Source organism: Apibacter raozihei, assembly GCF_004014855.1.
In the GTDB taxonomy this organism is placed as follows: Bacteria; Bacteroidota; Bacteroidia; order Flavobacteriales; family Weeksellaceae; genus Apibacter; species Apibacter raozihei.
The window spans coordinates 169,318-189,915 of the sequence record NZ_CP034930.1 but is presented as its reverse complement, the minus strand read 5'-3'; the positions used below and the strand labels follow the sequence as shown (position 1 = coordinate 189,915).

The 20,598-nt window shown below is 32.0% G+C and carries 17 protein-coding genes; 10 read left to right on the top strand and 7 right to left on the bottom strand.

The features are described from left to right. Window positions 1–24: 24 nt before the first annotated feature. A complete protein-coding gene (gene clpX, locus EOV51_RS00895) occupies window positions 25–1,221 on the bottom strand; it encodes an ATP-dependent Clp protease ATP-binding subunit ClpX (RefSeq protein WP_128148904.1) in 1,197 nt (398 codons plus the stop codon). Window positions 1,222–1,367: 146 nt separating this feature from the next. Further along, the gene (locus tag EOV51_RS00890; protein ID WP_128148902.1) at window positions 1,368–2,348 is read right to left on the bottom strand and encodes a pyruvate dehydrogenase complex E1 component subunit beta; all 981 of its coding nucleotides are present in this window, start codon (window positions 2,346–2,348) and stop codon (window positions 1,368–1,370) included. A 237-nt stretch (window positions 2,349–2,585) separates the two neighbouring features. Here EOV51_RS00890 and EOV51_RS00885 point away from each other — a divergent pair, with 237 nt between their 5' ends. After that, window positions 2,586–3,158 (top strand): hypothetical protein, encoded by a 573-nt coding sequence (locus EOV51_RS00885; RefSeq protein WP_128148900.1) that lies wholly within the window; start codon window positions 2,586–2,588, stop codon window positions 3,156–3,158. An 18-nt stretch (window positions 3,159–3,176) separates the two neighbouring features. On the opposite strand, the gene EOV51_RS00880 is transcribed toward EOV51_RS00885, so the two are convergent. From EOV51_RS00880 to EOV51_RS00860, 5 genes are all read right to left on the bottom strand, one after another. After that, window positions 3,177–4,142: a glycosyltransferase family 9 protein gene (locus EOV51_RS00880; protein ID WP_128153263.1), complete on the bottom strand. Its 966-nt coding sequence runs from the start codon at window positions 4,140–4,142 to the stop codon at window positions 3,177–3,179. Between the two features lie 25 nt (window positions 4,143–4,167). After that, window positions 4,168–4,587 carry a SufE family protein gene (locus EOV51_RS00875; RefSeq protein WP_128148898.1) on the bottom strand — a complete coding sequence of 140 codons (420 nt, stop codon included), beginning with the start codon at window positions 4,585–4,587 and terminating at the stop codon, window positions 4,168–4,170. Between the two features lie 4 nt (window positions 4,588–4,591). Then, window positions 4,592–5,812: a DUF6080 domain-containing protein gene (locus tag EOV51_RS00870; protein ID WP_128148896.1), complete on the bottom strand. Its 1,221-nt coding sequence runs from the start codon at window positions 5,810–5,812 to the stop codon at window positions 4,592–4,594. An 11-nt stretch (window positions 5,813–5,823) separates the two neighbouring features. Next, window positions 5,824–7,089: a serine--tRNA ligase gene (gene serS, locus EOV51_RS00865; RefSeq protein WP_128148894.1), complete on the bottom strand. Its 1,266-nt coding sequence runs from the start codon at window positions 7,087–7,089 to the stop codon at window positions 5,824–5,826. Between the two features lie 144 nt (window positions 7,090–7,233). Continuing rightward, window positions 7,234–8,226 (bottom strand): helix-turn-helix domain-containing protein, encoded by a 993-nt coding sequence (locus tag EOV51_RS00860; protein ID WP_128148892.1) that lies wholly within the window; start codon window positions 8,224–8,226, stop codon window positions 7,234–7,236. A 145-nt stretch (window positions 8,227–8,371) separates the two neighbouring features. Between EOV51_RS00860 and EOV51_RS00855 the strand changes: the two genes are divergently transcribed. The 9 genes from EOV51_RS00855 (at window position 8,372) to EOV51_RS00815 (ending at window position 20,438) form a co-directional block, all read left to right on the top strand. Further along, entirely contained in the window at window positions 8,372–10,756 is a 2,385-nt protein-coding gene (locus EOV51_RS00855; RefSeq protein WP_128148890.1) for a TonB-dependent receptor, read from the top strand. Between the two features lie 19 nt (window positions 10,757–10,775). Next, window positions 10,776–12,002 (top strand): DUF4374 domain-containing protein, encoded by a 1,227-nt coding sequence (locus EOV51_RS00850; RefSeq protein ID WP_128148888.1) that lies wholly within the window; start codon window positions 10,776–10,778, stop codon window positions 12,000–12,002. 28 nt (window positions 12,003–12,030) lie between these two features. Next, on the top strand, window positions 12,031–13,254 hold the full coding sequence (locus EOV51_RS00845) for a DUF4374 domain-containing protein (RefSeq protein ID WP_128148886.1): 1,224 nt from the start codon (window positions 12,031–12,033) through the stop codon (window positions 13,252–13,254). Between the two features lie 507 nt (window positions 13,255–13,761). Further along, window positions 13,762–14,340 carry a hypothetical protein gene (locus EOV51_RS00840; RefSeq protein ID WP_128148884.1) on the top strand — a complete coding sequence of 193 codons (579 nt, stop codon included), beginning with the start codon at window positions 13,762–13,764 and terminating at the stop codon, window positions 14,338–14,340. Between the two features lie 35 nt (window positions 14,341–14,375). After that, window positions 14,376–14,966: a hypothetical protein gene (locus EOV51_RS00835; RefSeq protein WP_128148881.1), complete on the top strand. Its 591-nt coding sequence runs from the start codon at window positions 14,376–14,378 to the stop codon at window positions 14,964–14,966. A gap of 266 nt (window positions 14,967–15,232) precedes the next feature. Next, on the top strand, window positions 15,233–16,702 hold the full coding sequence (locus EOV51_RS00830) for an ankyrin repeat domain-containing protein (protein WP_128148879.1): 1,470 nt from the start codon (window positions 15,233–15,235) through the stop codon (window positions 16,700–16,702). 6 nt (window positions 16,703–16,708) lie between these two features. Continuing rightward, window positions 16,709–17,185 (top strand): DUF2271 domain-containing protein, encoded by a 477-nt coding sequence (locus EOV51_RS00825; RefSeq protein ID WP_128148877.1) that lies wholly within the window; start codon window positions 16,709–16,711, stop codon window positions 17,183–17,185. 6 nt (window positions 17,186–17,191) lie between these two features. Next, window positions 17,192–19,390 (top strand): PepSY domain-containing protein, encoded by a 2,199-nt coding sequence (locus EOV51_RS00820; protein WP_128148875.1) that lies wholly within the window; start codon window positions 17,192–17,194, stop codon window positions 19,388–19,390. Between the two features lie 19 nt (window positions 19,391–19,409). Beyond that, window positions 19,410–20,438 carry an FAD:protein FMN transferase gene (locus tag EOV51_RS00815; protein WP_228427656.1) on the top strand — a complete coding sequence of 343 codons (1,029 nt, stop codon included), beginning with the start codon at window positions 19,410–19,412 and terminating at the stop codon, window positions 20,436–20,438. Window positions 20,439–20,598 lie beyond the last annotated feature (160 nt).

The window sequence follows — 20,598 nt, the reverse complement described above, 5'->3', positions numbered from 1 at the left end:
ATTTATTAAATAATAAAAAATCAATTATTTTATTTTCTTGTGTTTCATGAGTGTAACGTATTTTTCCATGTCAATATTAAGTTCTCCGTAATATTCGTCAATGTTATAGCTAATTTGAGAAAATAGATTTTCTGCAATGCTTCGTAAGCCCCTTGCTCCTAAACCTAAATTTCTGGTTTCTTTAACTATTTCTTTTAATACGTCATCATCTAAAGTTAATGAAATGTTATCTAAAGAAAATAATTCCTGATATTGTTTTATAATTGCATTTTTTGGTTTTGTGAGAATTTCCAGCATGGCATCGTCATCCAAAGGTTCTAAATGTGTTATAACCGGAAAACGACCTAAAAGTTCTGGAATTAATCCAAAAGTTTTTAAATCCAAAGAATTAACTTTAGATAAAATTAATTCCTGCTCTAATTTTTCTTCACTGTCTTTTCCGAATCCGATTGTGTTTTTATTTAATCGGTTGGATATAATTCTATCCACACCTGAAAAAGCACCTCCGGCAACAAATAAAATATTTTGTGTATTTACCTGAATATATTTTTGATCGGGATGCTTTCTACCTCCCTGTGGCGGTACATTAATAATACTTCCTTCTAAAAGTTTCAGCAAGGCTTGCTGAACACCTTCTCCAGAAACATCTCGGGTTATGCTCGGATTGTCGCTTTTACGACTTATTTTATCAATTTCATCAATAAAAACGATCCCTTGTTCAGCACGATCAACATCGTAGTCTGCGGCTTGAAGTAAACGGGTAAGAATACTCTCTACATCTTCTCCGACATAACCAGCTTCAGTTAGTACAGTAGCATCAACAATGGTAAAAGGTACATCAAGGAGTTTGGCTATTGATTTAGCTAATAAAGTTTTACCGGTTCCTGTTTCTCCAACCATTAATATATTTGATTTTTCAATTTCAACCTCTCGATTGAGTTCGAGGGAATGTGAGAGTCTTTTATAATGGTTGTATACCGCTACGGATAAAGTTTTTTTTGCTTTTTCCTGCCCAATTACATAATCGTCTAAGAAAGATTTAATTTCTTTAGGCTTTTTAACTGTAAGTTCGAATTTGTCTTGTTTTTTATGATTTTCTTCTTGTATGATAATGTTATGAGCCTGCTCAATACATTCATCACAAATATGTCCATTTAGTCCGGCTATCAATAGTTGAACTTCCGATTTTTTTCTTCCGCAGAAAGTACATTTTTCCTCCATAAATTTTAGGATGAAGTTATTATTTATAAAAAATTAAGGTTCCAATTTTACATTAAATTGACTGAAACCTTAATTTCTTCACAAATTTATTAATATAAACTTGATATTTTTTATTAAATAGATTGCTATTTGTTATATAAAAATAATTATTTTTTATACATAGAATCTTTTACTGCTTTAGTAACTTGAGATGCGTTAGGGTACCAGTGAGTGAATAAGGCGGCCGAATAAGGCGCCGAGGTATCCGCGGTTGTAATTCTTTTAATAGGTGCATCTAGATAGTCAAATGCTTTTTGTTGTACCATATATGCAATTTCACTGGCAACAGAAGCAAAAGGCCATTCTTCAATCAATAATACTAAACGATTGGTTTTTTTAACTGAATTTATTATTGTGTTATAATCTAAAGGACGTACTGTTCTTAAATCAATTACCTCAGCTTTAATACCTTCTTTTTCTAATTCTTCTGCTGCTTGTAGAGCAACTTTCATAATTTTTCCAAAAGAGACTATAGTAACGTCTGATCCTTCTTTTTTGATATCTGCAACTCCTATAGGAATTAAATATTCATCCTCAGGAATTTCCATTTTATCTCCATACATCTGTTCAGATTCCATAAAAATAACTGGATCGTTATCTCGTATTGCTGATTTTAATAAACCTTTAGCATCATAAGGATTTGATGGTACTATCACTTTTAACCCAGGGCAGTTGGCAAACCAACTTTCAAATGCCTGAGAGTGAGTTGCTCCTAATTGACCAGCTGAGGCTGTAGGACCACGAAATACAATAGGTACATTCCATTGTCCTCCGGTCATTTGGTATATTTTAGCTGCGTTATTAATAATCTGATCTATAGCAACCAATGAAAAGTTAAAAGTCATGTATTCTACGATAGGTCTGCATCCATTCATTGCTGCACCCACACTTATTCCTGAAAATCCGCCTTCAGCGATAGGGGAGTCAATAATTCTTTTGGGACCAAATTCGTCTAACATACCTTTTGAAGCTTTGTAAGCTCCATTATAATTTGCGACTTCTTCACCAATTAAATAAATGGAAGGATCTCTTCTCATTTCTTCGCTCATGGCTTCACATATTGCTTGTCTAAACTGAACTTCCTTCATTTTCTGTATAATTAATAATGCAAAAGTACAAATTTTTTATATATTCAAATTAGGCTCTGTTAAAATAACATCTTTTTTGTAAATATGACATAATGTAATAGAGTTAAATCATTATTAATTATTGGGTTAAATAAAGCCTGATTTTGCAGTATACAAAATTATCGTTCAATTAATTATTGAATTTTTCCGAGTTTATAAACTAATTATTTAATAAATTTATATGGAAGAAAAATAATTATGAAAATAGAAAAAGCAGTTCAGGAAGATATAAAAGAAATTCTTAGTATTTTAGATGAAGCAAAAGGAAGCGATTTATCCGAAGAAGAAAGAAAGAAGCAAGGTTTTGTTCAAGGTAAAATTAATGAAGATTTACTTTTAAAATTTATTAAAGGTTTAGGAGTTTATGTAGCAAAGAGTTTTGGGGAAATAGCAGGTGTAGTTCTTGTATCCAAAGGTGGAGTTATTAAAAATGGACCCGCAGGAGAGTTATATAAGTCGGTAGTAGATATATTCCCACGAGTGAATAAAGAACAAATATTTTTATATGGACCGGCTGCAATTAAACGTAGTTACAGGGGAAGAGGGATTCTTACTTTACTTTTAACCCATATATGTTTAACCCTTGAAAATGATTTTGTATTAGGAGCAGCTTTTGTTGAAAAAAATAATGAGAAGTCGTTACAAATTCATAGGCATTATCCCATGAATGAATCTGGTAGTTTTATATTTGATGAAAAAGTTTATCAAATCTTTACATTTAATCCCTCTGAGGTGATCAGCTTTTATAATACAAAAAACAATAGAAAATAGATTAAGTTGGGTAAGTGTTTATATTTTAGATAAAATATCCTGAATAGCTAAGTTATTCATGCACGCCCAATCTTTTCTATAGCAAGGTTTATTCCCAAATATTGAACAAGGTCTGCAGGTAAGAGTATTAAGTTGCACACAATCATCTTCTTTCTGTCCGTAACCTAAAAATCCGGCAAAAGGGTGCGTTGCTCCCCAGATGGAAATTACGCGTGTGCCTGCCAGTGAGGCTATATGCATATTTGCTGAATCCATGCTAATCATTAGTGGTAGTGTTTGAATTAACTTTATTTCTTCGTCCAGACTTTTTTTTCCAGCTATAGATTGTATATTAGAATTAAGATTTTCCCATGAATTTAAAATTTTGATTTCTTCTTTTCCTCCGCCGAACAATAAAATGGTGTAATTATTATTTGCTAAATGAAGACACAGTTCTTCCATTTTTTTCAATGGAAACATTTTTTCTTTGTAATTAGCAAAAGGAGCAATACCTATAATACGGCAAGATTTACTATTTTGGCTGGATAATTGGTGGGATAAACGAATTTTAAAACCAAGTTCACGAAAAACATCTGCATATCTCTCGGACATTTGTCGCAAAGGTTTGAGAGTTTTATTATTTTTTTGTATTAATTTTTTCTTTTCCTTTCTTCCTTTGTTAAGTGTAGCTATTTTTTTCACAGAGAATGTAAGGAAAAATTTTAAAATTTTAGTTCTTAATACGTTATGCAAATCAGCGATCATGTCCGCTTTATAACCCTCTAACAGAGATGCTAATTTTTTCAAACCGCCAATTCCTTTATAATCCTCCAGATTAACACCCACAAAGGTTGAATTTGAAACCGAGTTAAAAAAAGGTTGGTAAGAACCCCTGGAAACAATGACTAATTCAATATCAGGGTTTTGTTCTGTAAGTTCTTTAAGTACGGGAGCAGTCATTGCGACATCACCCATCGCAGAAAATCGGAAAACCAGTATTTTTATTTTGCTAGTATTCACAGTTCAATTATTATTTTTTTACGGAATATGCTATGGCATAATATTTAATTTGTTTAATCATAGCTAAGAGACCATTGGCTCGGGTAGGGGATAAAAATTCCTGTAATCCAATTTCCTGAATGAAATTTTCATTCGATTTTAATATATCGTCCATTGGCTGCCCAGAATATATTCTGATTAGCATAGCAGCAATTCCTTTAGGTAAAATAGCATCAGAATCAGCTTCAAAAAATAGTTTATTATCTTTACTATAAGCGTTAAGCCAAACTTGTGATTGACATCCTTTAATCAATTTGTCATTTGTTTTTTGATCCATGGGCATGGCTTTTAATGATTTTCCAAGTTCAATAACATATTCGTAACGTTGTTGCCAGTCATCAAAAAAGCTGAATTCGCTAATTAGTTCTTTTTGTATTTCAGAGATTGTCATTTTTTTATATTTTAAAATTTTTAATTGCTAAATCAATAAATTCTACCATTCTTATAGTATTGTTAACAATTAATATAATAGTACAAAGTAATAAAGAAATATTCAATATTAAAATGCTTGATTCTTTTTTCTTATAAATGAAAGAATGGTATAACCATCCAATTAGCAAAGGTATTACGAATATCCAATTTCCTCCATATATATAACCTTCTGTAATGCCAACTTTGAAAACGGCATGAATAACTACATCAATTAAAAAAGCCAAGGCTAAGAATTTAACAGCTTTATTTTTATAATTAACTATCATACTTAAAATAATCATTGCTAATAAAAATAGACTATAAATATACTGAGGAACATATTCGTATGTATTTTCAAGAATACTGGTTAAAGCTGGGGTTTTATTTACGTACAACGAAGAAAAAAGTATATTTGAGCCCCAGGATAAAGAAATCAGTTTTTCTGTATATTCACTTATAGTTAAGTTGTCAGGAATAAAACTTATGAAATGTAACAGAGACTTTTTAATATATTTAAATGAAAATGCGTAGGCAACTAATACAAGTAACAAAGGGAGCACGCTTAGTTTTAGCCAAGATTTTTTTTTATTTTTTAGTATTCCTGGTATAAAAGTTTTTAAAATATTGGTGATTGTAATACCGCCAATAACAATAGATGAAAGGATATAAAAATAAGTAGGTAAATCGTATTTTTTTACTAGAGAACGGGTATAAATATAAGTAAATATGGAGAGGGAAAATAGACTAAAAGGATAGGACTCTATGGTAAAAGATAAAACTAAATTAGTTGAAAAAAAACCATAAAACAATATAATTAATAAACAGTTTTTAATCGGAAGTTCTATAATTTCTCTTAAATATCTAAATATAAATATAATTGAGGAGCTTACTAAATAATTTAAAACAATAATATAAAAAAAAGTAGCTGCTTTAAGTTGAAAGCAAATATAAATACATTTGGCAACGATGTAAATGGGATACATAAAAAGCTTTAGCAAAGGATGACGGACAATACTACTCATAAAAATTGCATTGTCAAATCCAAGATACGCATCAACAGGTATTTCAGGATTTAATACTATTGTTGAGTTAAAAACTAAAATGCTTCCTATAAGCAGGTATATAGAATAGAAAAAGAAAAAAACCATTGTTTCAAATTTATTTGCCGGAAACAATGGTTTTAATTTTTTTATAATAAATATCAAAATTTTATATTTTAAATTTGGCTGAAACCTGTGTAAGGAACTAATACATCCGGTATTTTTATTCCGTCGTTAATCTGATGATTTTCCAATAAAGCGGCAAGAACTCGAGGAAGAGCAAGAGAAGAACCATTCAATGTATGACAAAGCTGGTTTTTTCCTTCACTTTTATATCTTAGTTTTAGCCTGTTAGCCTGATAGGTTTCAAAATTTGAAACAGAGCTAACTTCCAGCCATCTGCCCTGAGCTGCTGACCATACCTCAAAATCGTAAGTAATTGCAGAAGTAAAGCCTAAATCGCCTCCACAAAGTCTTAAAATTCTGTATGTGAGTTGCAAAGACTCCAAAATACCCTTTACATGTTCAACCATTTCATCTAGAGCCTGATAAGAATTCTCAGGTTTCTCAATACGTACAATTTCTACTTTTTCGAATTGGTGAAGACGGTTTAGTCCACGTACATCTTTTCCATATGATCCGGCTTCTCTTCTAAAACAAGGAGAGTAAGCAGTAAGTTTTACTGGTAATTGTTCCTGATTTAAAAGTTCGTCACGGTAAATATTGGTTACGGGTACTTCTGAAGTAGGAATAAGGTATAATCGATCTTCATTAACATAATACATTTGTCCTTCTTTATCCGGAAGTTGACCGGTACCATAGCCCGAAGCTTCATTAACCACAAAGGGAGGAACAATTTCAGTATATCCTGCTTCCGAATTTTTATCAAGAAAATACTGGATAAGAGATCTTTGTAAACGAGCACCTTTACCTTTATAAACCGGAAATCCGGCACCAGTTATTTTTACTCCCAGTTCAAAGTCAATCAAATCATGCTTTTTAGCCAGTTCCCAATGTGGAAGCGGATTGTTAATACATGCTAATTCTTCAGTATGTACAAATATCTCCTGATTATTTTCTTCACTACTACCTTCAGGAACTATTTCGTTAGGAATGTTAGGGATTTCATATAAATAGTTTTGTAATACCGAAGCTAATTCATTAAGTTCCGATTGAAGTTTTTTTGTAGACTCCTTTAAAGTTGCAGTTTTTAATTTGGATTGTTCAGCCTCATCCTTTTTTCCTTCTTTCATTAAAAGTCCTACCTCTTTCGATATTTTGTTCATTTCAGCTAGTTCTGAATCTAACTCGAATTGAATTTTTTTACGGCTTTCATCCATAGAAAGAATTTCATCAATCAAGTCAAGTTTTGCGAAATTTCTTTTCTTTAACCCATTAAAAACTTTTTCTCTGTTTTCTTTAATAAATGCAACTTGTAACATAATCTCGTTTATCTCGTTATAAGATGCAAATCTACTATAAAAAAATAATTTACGTAGTATAAAAAGGTACTAAGTAAAAATATGCAGCATCAATTTTTTTATAATTACAAACTTACTAATGTGTTTTATAAATCAATTGATTTTTTAATTTGAGATTGAAGAATTAATAAACTGTTTGGGAGTTTTTCCGTAAAATTTTTTAAAAGATGCAATAAAATGTGAGGTACTTTTGTAACCTATGGTAAGCGCTATTTCGTTGACAGGGTACCCTTGAAAAAGTAATACATTTGCCTGTTCCATACGTAATTTGATAATATAGTTGTGAATAGTGTATTTGTATAAAGATTTAAAGCTTGTTTTAAGCTTTAGCTCATTTAAATGAACTATTCTGGAAAGTTGTCTAATGGTAGGAGGAGCTTCATAATGTGTATTTAGATAAGCCTTAGCCATCTCAATTTTTTCAATTTCTATAAGCTTTATATTTTGAGTGGTTTGTAATTTAGCTGAAAAATTAATAAAAATCATGAGTATAAGCTCTTTAAGTTTTAGATGATAATAACTATGACCTAATACTCCGCTATTAGAATTGTTAATTATTTCACTAAAAATATTTAATATTGAAAAGTTTACAGGTAGAATAATTTCACCAAAATTTATGTATTCACTATCTGATATTTTTTTATGTAAAGTACTTTCAGTAAACCATATCTCATTTTTTAAAAGCACAAGAAAATATTCTTTAGAAATAAATATGCGTATATAATTCATTGTGATTGAATCGTTGGAAACTCGTACTTTTATGTTATTTTTTTCTTGATAAGCAAGCTGCAAAACACCTGCTTTAATATCTTTTATAAATTTATTTTCTTTTTTAAGAACTTGCGAATTTCCATTAAATAATAGAGACAGCTGAATATATTCTTTTTCAATTGAGAAAAAATTAATAAAATTTTTAATTACAGTGAATTTGTGATAAAGAATGCACAACCCATTAGTATAAATAAGTTCCTGTTCACCCTTAACCCATTCATTAGAAAACTTTTTTTGTTCCTTAATTATAGGTGAGTGAATATCCATATCATCCTTAATTTTTATATCTAAAGAAGGGGTTCCATTTATTTCCGTAAAAATACGCATTGTACCATATCCATTATTTTTTATACCAAATTGGTTATCATTTACTGACTAAGTTACTATACTTTTGCTTCTAATTTTTATTTAGTCTAAACAAAAATTAAACACAAATTTATAAATTAAATAAATAAGAAATAATAGTTCTTAAATGAAAATATTTTTACCACTCCTTTTTATACTTGTAATTTCAAGTTATTTACATTCACAGACAGGAAGAGTTGAAGGAATTGTCAGCTCAGAACAAAAATTGCTTTCGAATGTGTTTGTCTGGATTAAGGATACCGATTTTTCAACTAAAACAGATAAACATGGATATTATAAAATAGACCTTCCTTCAGGAAATTATATTTTACAATTTATGGATAAAGATTATGAAGACTCAGAAATATCATTAACCATTAAAAAAGGAGAGATAAAAAAAATTGAGACTCAATTAAAACCGGTTAAATATAAAGAAATTGATAATATCACCATAAAAGGGAAATCTGCATTACAAAAAATAAAAGAATCCGCTTTTAGCGTAACCGTGTTAGATGCAAAATCGTTTTATAATTCATCTTTAGATTTGGCTCATTTATTAGAAAAAGCCCCCGGAGTAAAAATAAGAGAATCAGGTGGACTAGGTTCTGATGTATCAGTTTCTTTAAATGGATTTACCGGCAGACACGTAAAGATATTTATGGATGGAGTTCCCATGCAAGGTTTTGGAAGCGCTTTTCAGCTCAATAATATTCCGGTTAATATTGCTGAGCGTATAGAAATTTACAAAGGAGTTGTCCCTGTTGAATTTGGAACTGATGCTATCGGAGGGGTTGTAAATATAGTAACAGCTAACAAATCCAGTACATATTTAGATCTGTCCTATTCATCAGGCTCTTTTAATACCTATAAGACTAATGTAAACTTAGGATATACATCTGCCTCTGGTTTTACTTTTCAGTTAAATGCTTTTCAAAATTATTCAGATAATAATTACAAAGTGAAAACTTCCGTGTTGGATCTGGATACCAATGTATTCTCTTCTGAAAAATATTGGGTTAAACGTTTTCATGGAAAGTATCACAATGAGACAGCAATAGTGAAATTAGGAGTGGTAAATAAACAATGGGCAGATAGATTTTTAATTGGAGTAACCTTGGGGCAGGAATTTGCAGATATACAAAATGCGAATTTGATGGAGATAGTTTATGGTATGAAAAAAAGAGAGGCTACCACTATCATGCCTTCATTAAGTTATGAAAAAAAGAATTTTGTTATTAAAAATCTTAATTTCCGGTTAACCGCAAATTATAATAAAAATTATAACAAAAACATTGATACAGTAGCCAGACAATACAATTGGCTTGGAAACTATATACCCAAAAAAACAAAAGGAGAAGGCATATATTCCTTAGCAAGATTTTACAACCAAAATGTATCTGCAACTGCGAACCTTCAGTATAAAATTAGTGATTGGCACTCTTTTACTGTTAATAATGTTATTTCAGCATATGAGAGAAAACAATCGGATCGGGTAGCTATTATCGAAACGGGTTCAGTGCAGGATACCATGCGCAGAACCAACATAAAAAACATAATAGGAGGTTCATACAAATTTAACTATAAAAATAAATGGAACGCAGATATTTTTGGAAAATATTACTATCAGAAAGTTAAAGGACCTAAAAATATATCCACAGTTACCAATAGTACAAAATACATAGAAACAATTGAAAAATTTAATACCACAGGGTATGGAATTGCTTTTACTTGGTTTTTAAAAGATTACCAGTGGAAAGGTTCAATAGAAAAAGCGTATCGCCTTCCAACCGATAATGAACTTTTCGGAGATGAGGTATTAGAGACAGGAAATACCATTTTAAAAGCCGAAAATTCAATGAACTACAATATAGGTCTAACCTATAATAAAGAATTTTCAAGTAAAAATACACTTTATGTTGATTTGACTGCATATTACAGAGATACCCATGATTACATTCGCAGAATTATAGAACAACAATATGGGACGGCCAGTTATGTAAATCATGGAAAAGTAACTAATGTAGGAATAGATGCCGAACTGAAATTTTATTTTCAAAACAAATTTATGATGGGAGCAAATGTTACCTATCAGGATATTAGAAACAAAGAACGCTATTCGTCGACCAGCGGTAACAGAAAAGACATAACATACAACGACAGGATACCTAATGTGCCCTATTTTTTTGGAAATGCAGATGTTGCTTATTATATAAATAATATAGGTAACAAAGGGAATATTTTAAGTATTGGATATACATTTAATTTTATAGGTAAGTTTTATTTAAACTGGGAGAGTTTAGGGGTGAAAAATTCTAAATATACTTTACCCGGACAGCTTTCTCATGATTTTATGATTAATTATTCATTTTTAAACGGGAAATTTAATGCTTCACTAGAATTGAAAAATCTGACTAATGAGTTTCTCTATGACAATTATAGCTTACAAAAACCAGGAAGAGCCTATTACCTGAAACTTCGATATTTTTTATATAAATCAAACAAAAACAATTAATAATAAAGTAAAAGAAAAAATGAAAGTATTTACAAAAAAAATAGTATTCCTTCTGTCAGGACTTATAGTGATGTATAGTTGTGGAAGTGATGACAGCACTTCGGTTTCAGACGAAACCGAAGATCCGAATTTCACACAAAAATTTGTTATAGCAGCTACATTGGGAACCTCAACTTATATGTTAACATCCGATCAGTTGGACTCAGGTAATACTACTATCACCGGAAACGGATTAGAAGTGGGAAGAGTGTTTACACATTTTATAAATTACAAATACCAGTCATTATCAGGACTAATTTACGGTCAGGGGGGAACCTATGCCGGATACACATTTGTATTAGGTTCAAACGGTAGAGTCCAAAAACTCAAAGGAGAAGGAGATATGGGGTTTCAGGTAAGCAATTATAATACGGTAGGTAACTTTGGTGATTATATGATTGCAGCCAGAGGGGCTCAGGCATTGGCGGACGGAACAACCGGTGCTGTGTTCAGTTTTATTCAGCAAATCGGAACTAACTTGTCTATTGTCCAAAAAACTCTGCATACAGATAACATAACGGGGAACGGTTACAATCCTACTATCAGTGGAATTGTAGACACAGGTAACGGTGAATTTCTAACCGCTCTGGTAACTCCGGAAGATCCGGATAAAGTATATGTTCTGGCATTAGATGCAGATCTTAATGTAAAAAGAATATATACTGATGATAGAATAAGTTATTCTGCAGGAAGATGGCGTTCGGCAATGTATTCTCAATTGGCAATGGACGATGCTGGTAATACCTACGTATTTTCAGGATCTTATGAAACAACCACTACGAAACTTGCCGGGGCATTACGTATAAATAAAGGAGCTACAGGTTTTGATCAGGACTATTATTATAATATAGAACAAGCTTCAGGAGGATATCGTTTCAGGAAAGTGTTCCATATAACAGAAGACTACTTTCTTCTTGAATTTTATAATGAATTACAATACGAAAACATAAGTCCTGCATCTCAATATGCTATACTTAAAATGGATACTAAAAAATTTACCTGGGTAAGAACCGGCTTACCATCTAAAGAACAAATATCTGCAACAGGGTGGCCTCTAAGCTACGAAGGGAAAATATATTTACCGGTTACTACGCTGAACGAACAACCAACAGTATACGTCATAGATCCGGTTTCAGCAACTGCAAAATCAGGTTTAGTAGTGGAATCCGGCGGAATTACGGCAGTATCATTACTTAAAAAACAATAAAAACACAATATATTTAAACAAACATAGTATGAAAACATGTAAACTCATTCAAAAAGTATTACTAAGTACCTTAGTTAGCTACATATCCATATCTTGTAGTAATGACGACTCAACTTCAGAAGTTATTCCTCAGGAAGTAAAAGGTAAATTTGTTATATCATCAGCACCTGGAACCGGAAGTTTAGGTACAGGAACTTACTTTTTAACAGTTGACGGACTGGATTCAGGAACCGATGCGATTGTTGAAAATTCAAACGCGGTTAAAACGACCAGTTCATTTACACAGATTGTGGTAAATAACTCTTCAACACTGATGGGATTTATTTATCCGAATGGATCCGATTTGGGGCAAGGACAATCAGGAGCCAGAGCATTTAAGTTCGGAACCGATAATAAAATGGTAGAATTACAAGGAAGCCCTTTTCCAACAGGAAGATTTACAGTAACAGGAAGCTTTGGGAATTTTATTTATGCTGTTTCCAGTACCGATAACAGTTATTTATTTGAAAGAAGCGGAGACAATGTTACCATGATGGATAAGCCTATTGATTTTGAATCACATAAAATAGGAGAAGAAAAAGCAACTATTACAGGAATTGCAGACAGAGGTAACAATGAAATTGTTGCAGCATTTAAATATGCATCAGTAGACGAAGCAGTTGTAGCGATTATGGATTATAACTTTACTATAAAATCTGTAATACAGGATGCGCGAATGAGTTATTCAGGAGGTCAGTGGAGAGGTGCTGTGTATTCTCAGATAGCTTCTGAAGCGTCAGGACTTACTTACGTATTTTCAGGAGCAGGTTCTGGCAATGCGACAACAAAAAAAGCAGGAGCTTTAAAAATTAATAAAGGTGAAAATAGCTTTGATACCAACTATTTCTTTGATATTGAAACTGCTTCAGGAGGATATAAATTTAGAAAAGTATTTCCTGTTAGTAATGATTATTATTTATTGGAATTTTATAACGATACTACTAATACAGGAAATACCGCGAATGCAACCCGATATGCAATTGTAAAAATGAGTAGCAAAGAATTTAAATGGGTAGAAGGACTTCCGGCCTATAACGAAATATCCAGTAACGGGTGGCCATTGGCTTACGAAGGTAAAATGTATTTACCTATTAATCCGGTAAGTGGTAAATCTGCCGTATATGTTATAAATCCTGTATCAGGTAATGCAGTGAAAGGATTTGAGATTAACAATGAAACAGAACAAATCAGAGCCGTTTCATATTTTAAATAGTTAACATTTTATCAAATATGATAAGGATAAAGCAGCCAATTTTTTGGCTGCTTTATTTTTATTATTACATTTTACATATTGGATGTTTAATATCTCATTTGTAAAAGCCTAAGAGACAACCAAGATTTTTTTATTAGAGTTAAAAGATCATAAAAAAGCTTTTTTGTTCGGATAAATTTTTTCAAAGTATTATTTAAAATGCTCAGTACACATTATTAATAATAATGAACCCATAAGAATTTAAAAAAGGAGTCCCTTAAAGCAATACTGTAAATAAAGTAACCGGGGGATTAAATCTAAGTAGAAGGTGAAGTAAAACAAAACCTAATAAGAGGAGAATCGGATAATAAGTAGAGAGTAAAATTAAATAATTTCTAATTCAATGGTGTTCAATTAGATAAAATATAAAATTTATTTTTATTTATATTATTTTATATTTGTTACATCAATATAGTATATGTTGTTATATATTTTTTAATTTTGTTTATAACTTTTTAGTATAAAAAAATGAAAAAGATATTTCAAATAATTTTCCTTTTAGGAGTAATAGCAACGAGTAATAATTTGAGTGCTCAATACAAAATATCAGAAATGGTAGTTATGAAACCGGGTATCTTGACCAAAGGAATTTCTTACGATGATACATTGCAAAAAGTAATCAGTGTTTTAGGAAAGCCGGTTAAAATAGAAAATGTTTACTATAGAATAGAACAAACCTATGGTAAAATTTGTTATTATAATAATAGTAAAATATATATACTGCACGGGAAAGTTTTGTGTTTTGAAATATCAGATAATTCCCTGGCTTTTGGAAAAAAAAATAAATTTCAAATAACTATAGGCGATCAAATACAAAATGAAGGACAGAAAAAGTCAAAATCAAAGAAAGAGGTTGAACGCATAGGAGATTTCATTGATACAGATATTGTAAAGGATGAGGGGACAAGTAGAGATGTAAATTATACAAGTTATATTTCTTCGGAATACTTTCTGGATGATAATGATAAAAGATATGATACTGTGTTATTTGAGATACTTTTAAATGAAAACAAAGTGGTTTCTATATTTTTAGGTGAACCAGTATAATGATTGCCGCTAATTAAAGGTAGGATCAAAATAAAATGAAAAAAATAATTAAAAAAACATTCTTGTTTGGATTGCTTTTTCTAAGCGGTATTTTAAGTGCTCAGTATAAAATATCTGAGATGATAGTTATGAAACCAGGAGTAATGTCTCAAGGGATTGCTTACGACGATACTGTGGATAAAGTAACCCGTGTTTTAGGGAAACCCACCAAAATCGAAGATTTTTATTTTGAAATAAATGAGGAATATGGGAAAATTTACTACTATAACAAAAACAAAATCTTTATATTGAATAATAAAGTTTCAAGTATAGATTTATCAGATAATACGCTGGCTTTCGGGAAAAAAAACAAATTTCAAATCAGAATAGGAGATGAAATACAAACAAAAATATATTATCGTGATAGAGGATCCGGAATGCCTAAAATAAAGACGGTGGAAAATTATATAGGAGGGTTTACTGATACAGATATTAAAAAAGAGAAGGGGAGAAGTAGAAATATAGATTACACAGGTTATATTTCCTCCAACAATCTGGTAGATGATAATAATGTTCGGTATGAAATAGGGTTTGGAATACTTTTTACTAATAACAAGGTTATTTCCATATTTTTAGGTGAGCCCTGATCATTTTTTTAGAAACAAATAACAAGCAACAAGCCAATACGTATTAATTTTACGTATTGGCTTGTTTATTTTAATATGAAAAGTTCTTACTACTCAAACGAAATAAAATTGTACCCATTTCATTTATAGTGTATTAGCTTAATATATAGCAAGGAATCTGCCTTGAAGTGAATGAGTTTAATCTTTCCTTATATTTATTTAGTCTATATAAAAAATATTCATAAATATTTTATACTTTTATATTTTACTTTTTAAAAGAAAAAATAATGAAAAAAATAGTAGTAACGATCTTATGCCTGGCATCCTTATGGATGAGCGCTCAAAAAAATAATTCCCTGTTAGATAATGATTTCTGGAAAAACAAACCTGAAGTACAGGTGGTGGAAACAGAAATTAAGAATGGGAATAATCCGGTAGAATTTAATGATAGAAAATTTGATGCTGTTTCCGTAGCAATTTTAAATGATGCTCCTCTGGAAACCATCAAATACCTACTAAGCCAAAAAGGGAATGATGTAAACAAATTAACCCACGACAATCGTATATACCTCCATTGGGCTGCATATCGTGGAAATATTGAATTAATTAAATATCTGATTGAGAAAAAAAGCGATATAAACCTGGAAGACTCTCACGGACTTACTCCATTGGTATTTGCAGCTAACGCAGGACAAACGGATATTGAAATTTATAAGCTGTTTTTCAAAGCAGGACTAGATCCTAAAATGAAATATAAAGAAGGTACTAACCTTTTATTATTAGCTATTCCATACGATACAGATCTTCATCTGACTGATTTTTTAATTACTCAGGGATTATCACTATCAGATACTGATTCTAAAGGAGGAACAGCCTTTGATTATGCAGCAAGAAAAGGAAATGTTGAATTACTGAAAAAACTGAAGGCTCGAGGTGTAAAATATACCAATCAGGCACTTTTCATGGCAGCAGAAGCTACCCGAAGATCAGCCAATACCTTAGATGTATTTCAGTATCTCGTAGAAGAATTAAAAATAAATCCTGCACTTACCAATGAAAACCAACAAACAGTACTTCATATTTTAGCAACTAAACCTAAACAGTCTGAAATAATGACTTACTTTTTAAGCAAAGGAGTAGATGCAGGTAAAACCGATAAAAACGGAAATACAGCCTTTATGAATAGTGCTTCAGGTAAAGATGTTCAAAATACGGAGTTACTTTTACCGTTAACTAAAAATATAAATGCAGTTAATAGTAAGGGAGAAAGTGCATTAGCGCAGGCCGTAAAATCAAGCACTGCTGAAATGGTAGCCTTATTACTTAGCAAAGGGGCAGACATAAAACTAGTAGATAACAACGGAAATAGCTTGGCTTATTACCTTGTACAGTCATACAATCCTCAAAATAAAGATTTCGATGCAAAATTAAATCTCCTTAAAGAAAAAGGATTAGACTTTTCAGCAAAACAGCATGATGGCAATACGATTTATCATCTGGCAGTTGTAAAAGGGGATTTAAATCTTATAAAAAAACTGGCTGATTTAAACGCAAATGTAAATCAGGTAAACGATGAAGGAATAACTGCTTTGCAACGTGCTGCAATGACTGCAAAAGACGATAGTATCTTAAAATATCTGGTGAGCATAGGAGCTCAAAAAACAGCCAAAACCGAATTTGGAGAAACCGCTTTCGACCTGGCCAAAGAAAACGAAGTATTAACTCAAAATAAAATATCTGTAGATTTTCTTAAATAAAAAAAGATGAAAAATAACTTAAAAAGAATAGCATTTTGTCTGTTTCTTATGATATCAGTTTTTGGAACAGCACAAACAACCAAATATAAATGTCTCTTACAAATGAATAATTATATAGGTGAAGGAGCTTATATAGTTGTATCCTTAATAAACCCTAAAGGACAGTATGAAAAAACCTTGTATGTAATGGGGGATGATAAGAGATGGTATAACAGTCTGAAAGAATGGTACAAATTTTATTCTAAAAAAAAGGAAGTAAATGCAAAAACAGGAGCTTCTGTAACCGGAGGAGATAGAAGCGTAACCACGCTGGAAATTGAAAACTCTAAAATGAATAAAGGATATAAACTACGATTTGAAACAGCAGTGGAAGATCAGAAATATCATGCAAAAGATTTGGAAATTCCTTTAACTACCGAAGGCATGTCAGGTAAATTAAGCGGTACAGGATATATTAATTATATACGTTTAAGTAAGATTTAATAAAAAATGACCCTTTCAATTTGGAGATATGCTCATTTAATATTGGCAATAACTTCTTTCATATTTTTGAGTATGGCTTCCATTACGGGATCCATACTCGCTTTTAATACCATAAAAGAAAATACCTCTCCCAATCGTATTCATAATTTAAAAGATATTTCTCTGGCACAGGTGCTTCCTGTTTTGCAGAATAAATATTTGGAAATAACCGAGTTGGAAATTACTGAAAACTCATACATAAAATTACAGGGTTTGGATGAAGAAGGTAATGATGTAGAAGGATATATAAATCCCTTAGATGGCAAAATTATAGGAAAAACCGAAAAAAAAAGTGATTTTATACAATGGGTCACTTCCTTTCACCGTTCTTTATTTTTACATGAAACCGGTAGATGGATCATAGGTATTAATTCATTTTTACTGGCCCTTATTGCTGTTTCAGGAAGCATACTTATAATTAAAAGACAAAAAAAACTTTCCCGTTTCTTTTCCAAAATTAAAAAAAGTTCTTTCTCACAATACTATCATGCCGTATTTGGGAGGTTGCTCCTTATACCAATTATTATAATATCTGTGACAGGTACCTATCTTTCTATGGAAAGATTTAATTTTTTTCCGAAAACAGAAAATAAAAAGATACAGAATCCAACTGCGGAGAATGAAGAAACGGTTAAAATAAACAGCAAAGATATTCCGCTGTTTAAACAAATAAAACTTGCAGAAGTACAAAAAATAGAATTTCCTTTTTCCGAAGAACCCGATGATTTTTATATCATCAAATTAAAAGATAAAGAAATTGAAGTAAATCAGTTCAACGGATCTATCATTTCGCAGACCGATTATCCACTTACAAAACGCTGGACAGAACTAAGTCTCGATTTACATACCGGAAGAACCCATATCGTGTGGGCGGCTGTACTTATGATATCGTCTCTTTATATCCTGTTTTTCATATATTCAGGCTTTACCATTATGTGGAAAAGAAGAGTACCTAAGTTTAAAAATAAATTTTCTGCAAAAGAAAGTAAGATAATTCTCCTGGTAGGTTCCGAAAACGGTAGCACTTTCTGGTTTGCCCATCAAGTGCATAAGCAGTTGCTGGCTCAAAATCAGCATTCCTATCTTGCCGAATTAAATCGGTATCAAGAATTTCCGAAGGCTGAATATTTGGTTATCTTCACCTCTACCTACGGACTGGGAGATGCACCATCAAATGCTTCAAAATTTGAGCTGCTGCTGAAAAAACACCCACAAAATCATCCATTAAAGTACTGTGTCGTAGGATTCGGATCCAAAGCCTATAAAGATTACTGCGGATTTGCACAAGTTGTAAACACTAATATACGGGCAGAATCGTGGGGAGAACCGTTTATGAAAATACATACGGTAAATGATAAATCTCCCGAAGAGTTTACAGCATGGGTAAAAGAATGGAACAAGCAGACACTGATGAAACTTTATGCTGATTCCAAATTTTATAAAAAAGTACCTCAGGGACTGAAAAAAATGAAAGTGGATGAGATTTTTTCTCCTGAAGATTCTGAAAATACTTTTATGTTAAGAATTAATCCGGGGAATCTCAAATATACTTCCGGAGACTTATTAGTAGTTTATCCGGACAATGATGAAAAAGAAAGGTATTATTCCATCGCAAGAGTCGATAACCGTATACAGCTTTCCATAAAATATTTACCCGGAGGACTGGCGTCGGAATTCTTAATTAAACGTAAGGTCGGGGATGAACTTAATGCACGCGTAATGCCTAATACCTCCTTTCACTTTCCTGATAAAGCTTCTAAGGTTGTACTAATTGCCAACGGAACAGGAATAGCCCCGTTTTTAGGAATGGTACAGCAGAATACCCATAAAACGGAAACCTTTCTTTATTGCGGTTTTCGTAGGGAAACTGAAATAACCAGTCGCTATAAAATTTTTTTAGATGAGCAGGTTAAAAATCAGCAATTAGTTGATTATACATTTTGTTATTCCAGAAGTCAGGAACATCGGTATGTTATGGATTTAGTGAGAAGAGATACAGAATTTTTTGCAGATCTTCTGGAAAATGACGGAATACTTATGATTTGTGGAGCTTTGCAGATGCAGGCAGAGGTGGAAGCGGTTTTAGAAGAAATTGTGTTCGAAAAATATGCGAAAAGAATCATCGATTATAAGAATAAAGGGCAGATACTTTCAGATTGTTATTAACACCCAAAGAATCCAATGAATGAGAATAAATGAAATTAAAATAAGTTTAATCGGTGTTTTTTCTTTATTGTTTTTAGTAGCAGGAGCACAGGTTCAGAGAAACAGAGCTGTAACACTTATGGGATGTCGTTTTGACTTTACTATTGTAGCAGAAGATTCGCTCACGGCAGAAAAACACATAGACCAGGTTGTTGCAGAAATAGATCGCATAGAACAATTAATTTCCGACTGGATTCCTGAATCACAGATTTCCCGGGTAAATCAAAATGCAGGCATTCGTCCGGTTAAAGTAGATCCTGAAGTATGGCAGCTTACCCGCAGGGCATTAGATATATCTGAAATGACCGGTGGAGCTTTTGATATTAGTTTTGCAGCTTTAGACAAAGTATGGAAATTTGACGGTTCAATGAAGAAAATTCCAACCCGGGGACAGATCAGGAAATCCATTAAAAAGATAGGCTACAAAAATATAGAGCTGGATAGTATTAACTCTACCATTTATTTAAAACTACCCGGAATGAAAATTGGCTTTGGCTCAATAGGAAAAGGATATGCAGCAGATAAAGCAAAAGAATTGATGGTAGCAGAAAATGTGCCGGCCGGAATAATTAACGCATCCGGAGATATAAGCGCCTGGGGGAAGCAGATAACCGGTAAAGAATGGAAAATAGGAGTAATAAATCCTTTTGATCCGGCCGATATTATGGGAGCATTTTCTCTCCAAAACGAGAGTGTAACCACCTCAGGATCTTACGAAAAATATGTGGTACTGAAAGGTGAAAAATATTCTCATATCATTAATCCCCGCACCGGTTATCCGGTCAGGGGAATTATGAGTGTTACGGTTATAGGTCCCAATGCAGAAATGGCCAACGGATTCAGTACTTCATTAATGGTTTTGGGATCTGAATCAGGAATGAAGTTGATGAATCAGTATCCGGAATACAGTTGTCTGATGATAACGGATAAGGGCGAAATCTTGAAGTCGGAACATTTTCATGCACAGCTGGAAATATTTGATACAAAGCTGATACCCGAATCAGAATAAATAGGTATCTGTAAAAAGTGGAAACAAACGCAACAAAAATGAATTGGAAGAAGCAATACTGCACCCGCTTGCTGTAAAAGTAGTACTTTTGAATAGAAAAAATCTTTTCAGGAGCTTGCAGTTTAAATACTTCAAATTTTTGGAAAGCAGTTTTGCCAAA

What these genes read in the sequence shown, in the direction of transcription:
- clpX (WP_128148904.1), bottom strand. Translation starts at nt 1,221, where the DNA reads ATGGAGGAAAAATGTACTTTCTGCGGAAGAAAAAAATCGGAAGTTCAA.
- EOV51_RS00890 (WP_128148902.1), bottom strand. Translation starts at nt 2,348, where the DNA reads ATGAAGGAAGTTCAGTTTAGACAAGCAATATGTGAAGCCATGAGCGAA.
- EOV51_RS00885 (WP_128148900.1), top strand. Translation starts at nt 2,586, where the DNA reads ATGAAAATAGAAAAAGCAGTTCAGGAAGATATAAAAGAAATTCTTAGT.
- EOV51_RS00875 (WP_128148898.1), bottom strand. Translation starts at nt 4,587, where the DNA reads ATGACAATCTCTGAAATACAAAAAGAACTAATTAGCGAATTCAGCTTT.
- serS (WP_128148894.1), bottom strand. Translation starts at nt 7,089, where the DNA reads ATGTTACAAGTTGCATTTATTAAAGAAAACAGAGAAAAAGTTTTTAAT.
- EOV51_RS00860 (WP_128148892.1), bottom strand. Translation starts at nt 8,226, where the DNA reads ATGCGTATTTTTACGGAAATAAATGGAACCCCTTCTTTAGATATAAAA.
- EOV51_RS00855 (WP_128148890.1), top strand. Translation starts at nt 8,372, where the DNA reads ATGAAAATATTTTTACCACTCCTTTTTATACTTGTAATTTCAAGTTAT.
- EOV51_RS00850 (WP_128148888.1), top strand. Translation starts at nt 10,776, where the DNA reads ATGAAAGTATTTACAAAAAAAATAGTATTCCTTCTGTCAGGACTTATA.
- EOV51_RS00845 (WP_128148886.1), top strand. Translation starts at nt 12,031, where the DNA reads ATGAAAACATGTAAACTCATTCAAAAAGTATTACTAAGTACCTTAGTT.
- EOV51_RS00840 (WP_128148884.1), top strand. Translation starts at nt 13,762, where the DNA reads ATGAAAAAGATATTTCAAATAATTTTCCTTTTAGGAGTAATAGCAACG.
- EOV51_RS00835 (WP_128148881.1), top strand. Translation starts at nt 14,376, where the DNA reads ATGAAAAAAATAATTAAAAAAACATTCTTGTTTGGATTGCTTTTTCTA.
- EOV51_RS00830 (WP_128148879.1), top strand. Translation starts at nt 15,233, where the DNA reads ATGAAAAAAATAGTAGTAACGATCTTATGCCTGGCATCCTTATGGATG.
- EOV51_RS00825 (WP_128148877.1), top strand. Translation starts at nt 16,709, where the DNA reads ATGAAAAATAACTTAAAAAGAATAGCATTTTGTCTGTTTCTTATGATA.
- EOV51_RS00820 (WP_128148875.1), top strand. Translation starts at nt 17,192, where the DNA reads ATGACCCTTTCAATTTGGAGATATGCTCATTTAATATTGGCAATAACT.
- EOV51_RS00815 (WP_228427656.1), top strand. Translation starts at nt 19,410, where the DNA reads ATGAGAATAAATGAAATTAAAATAAGTTTAATCGGTGTTTTTTCTTTA.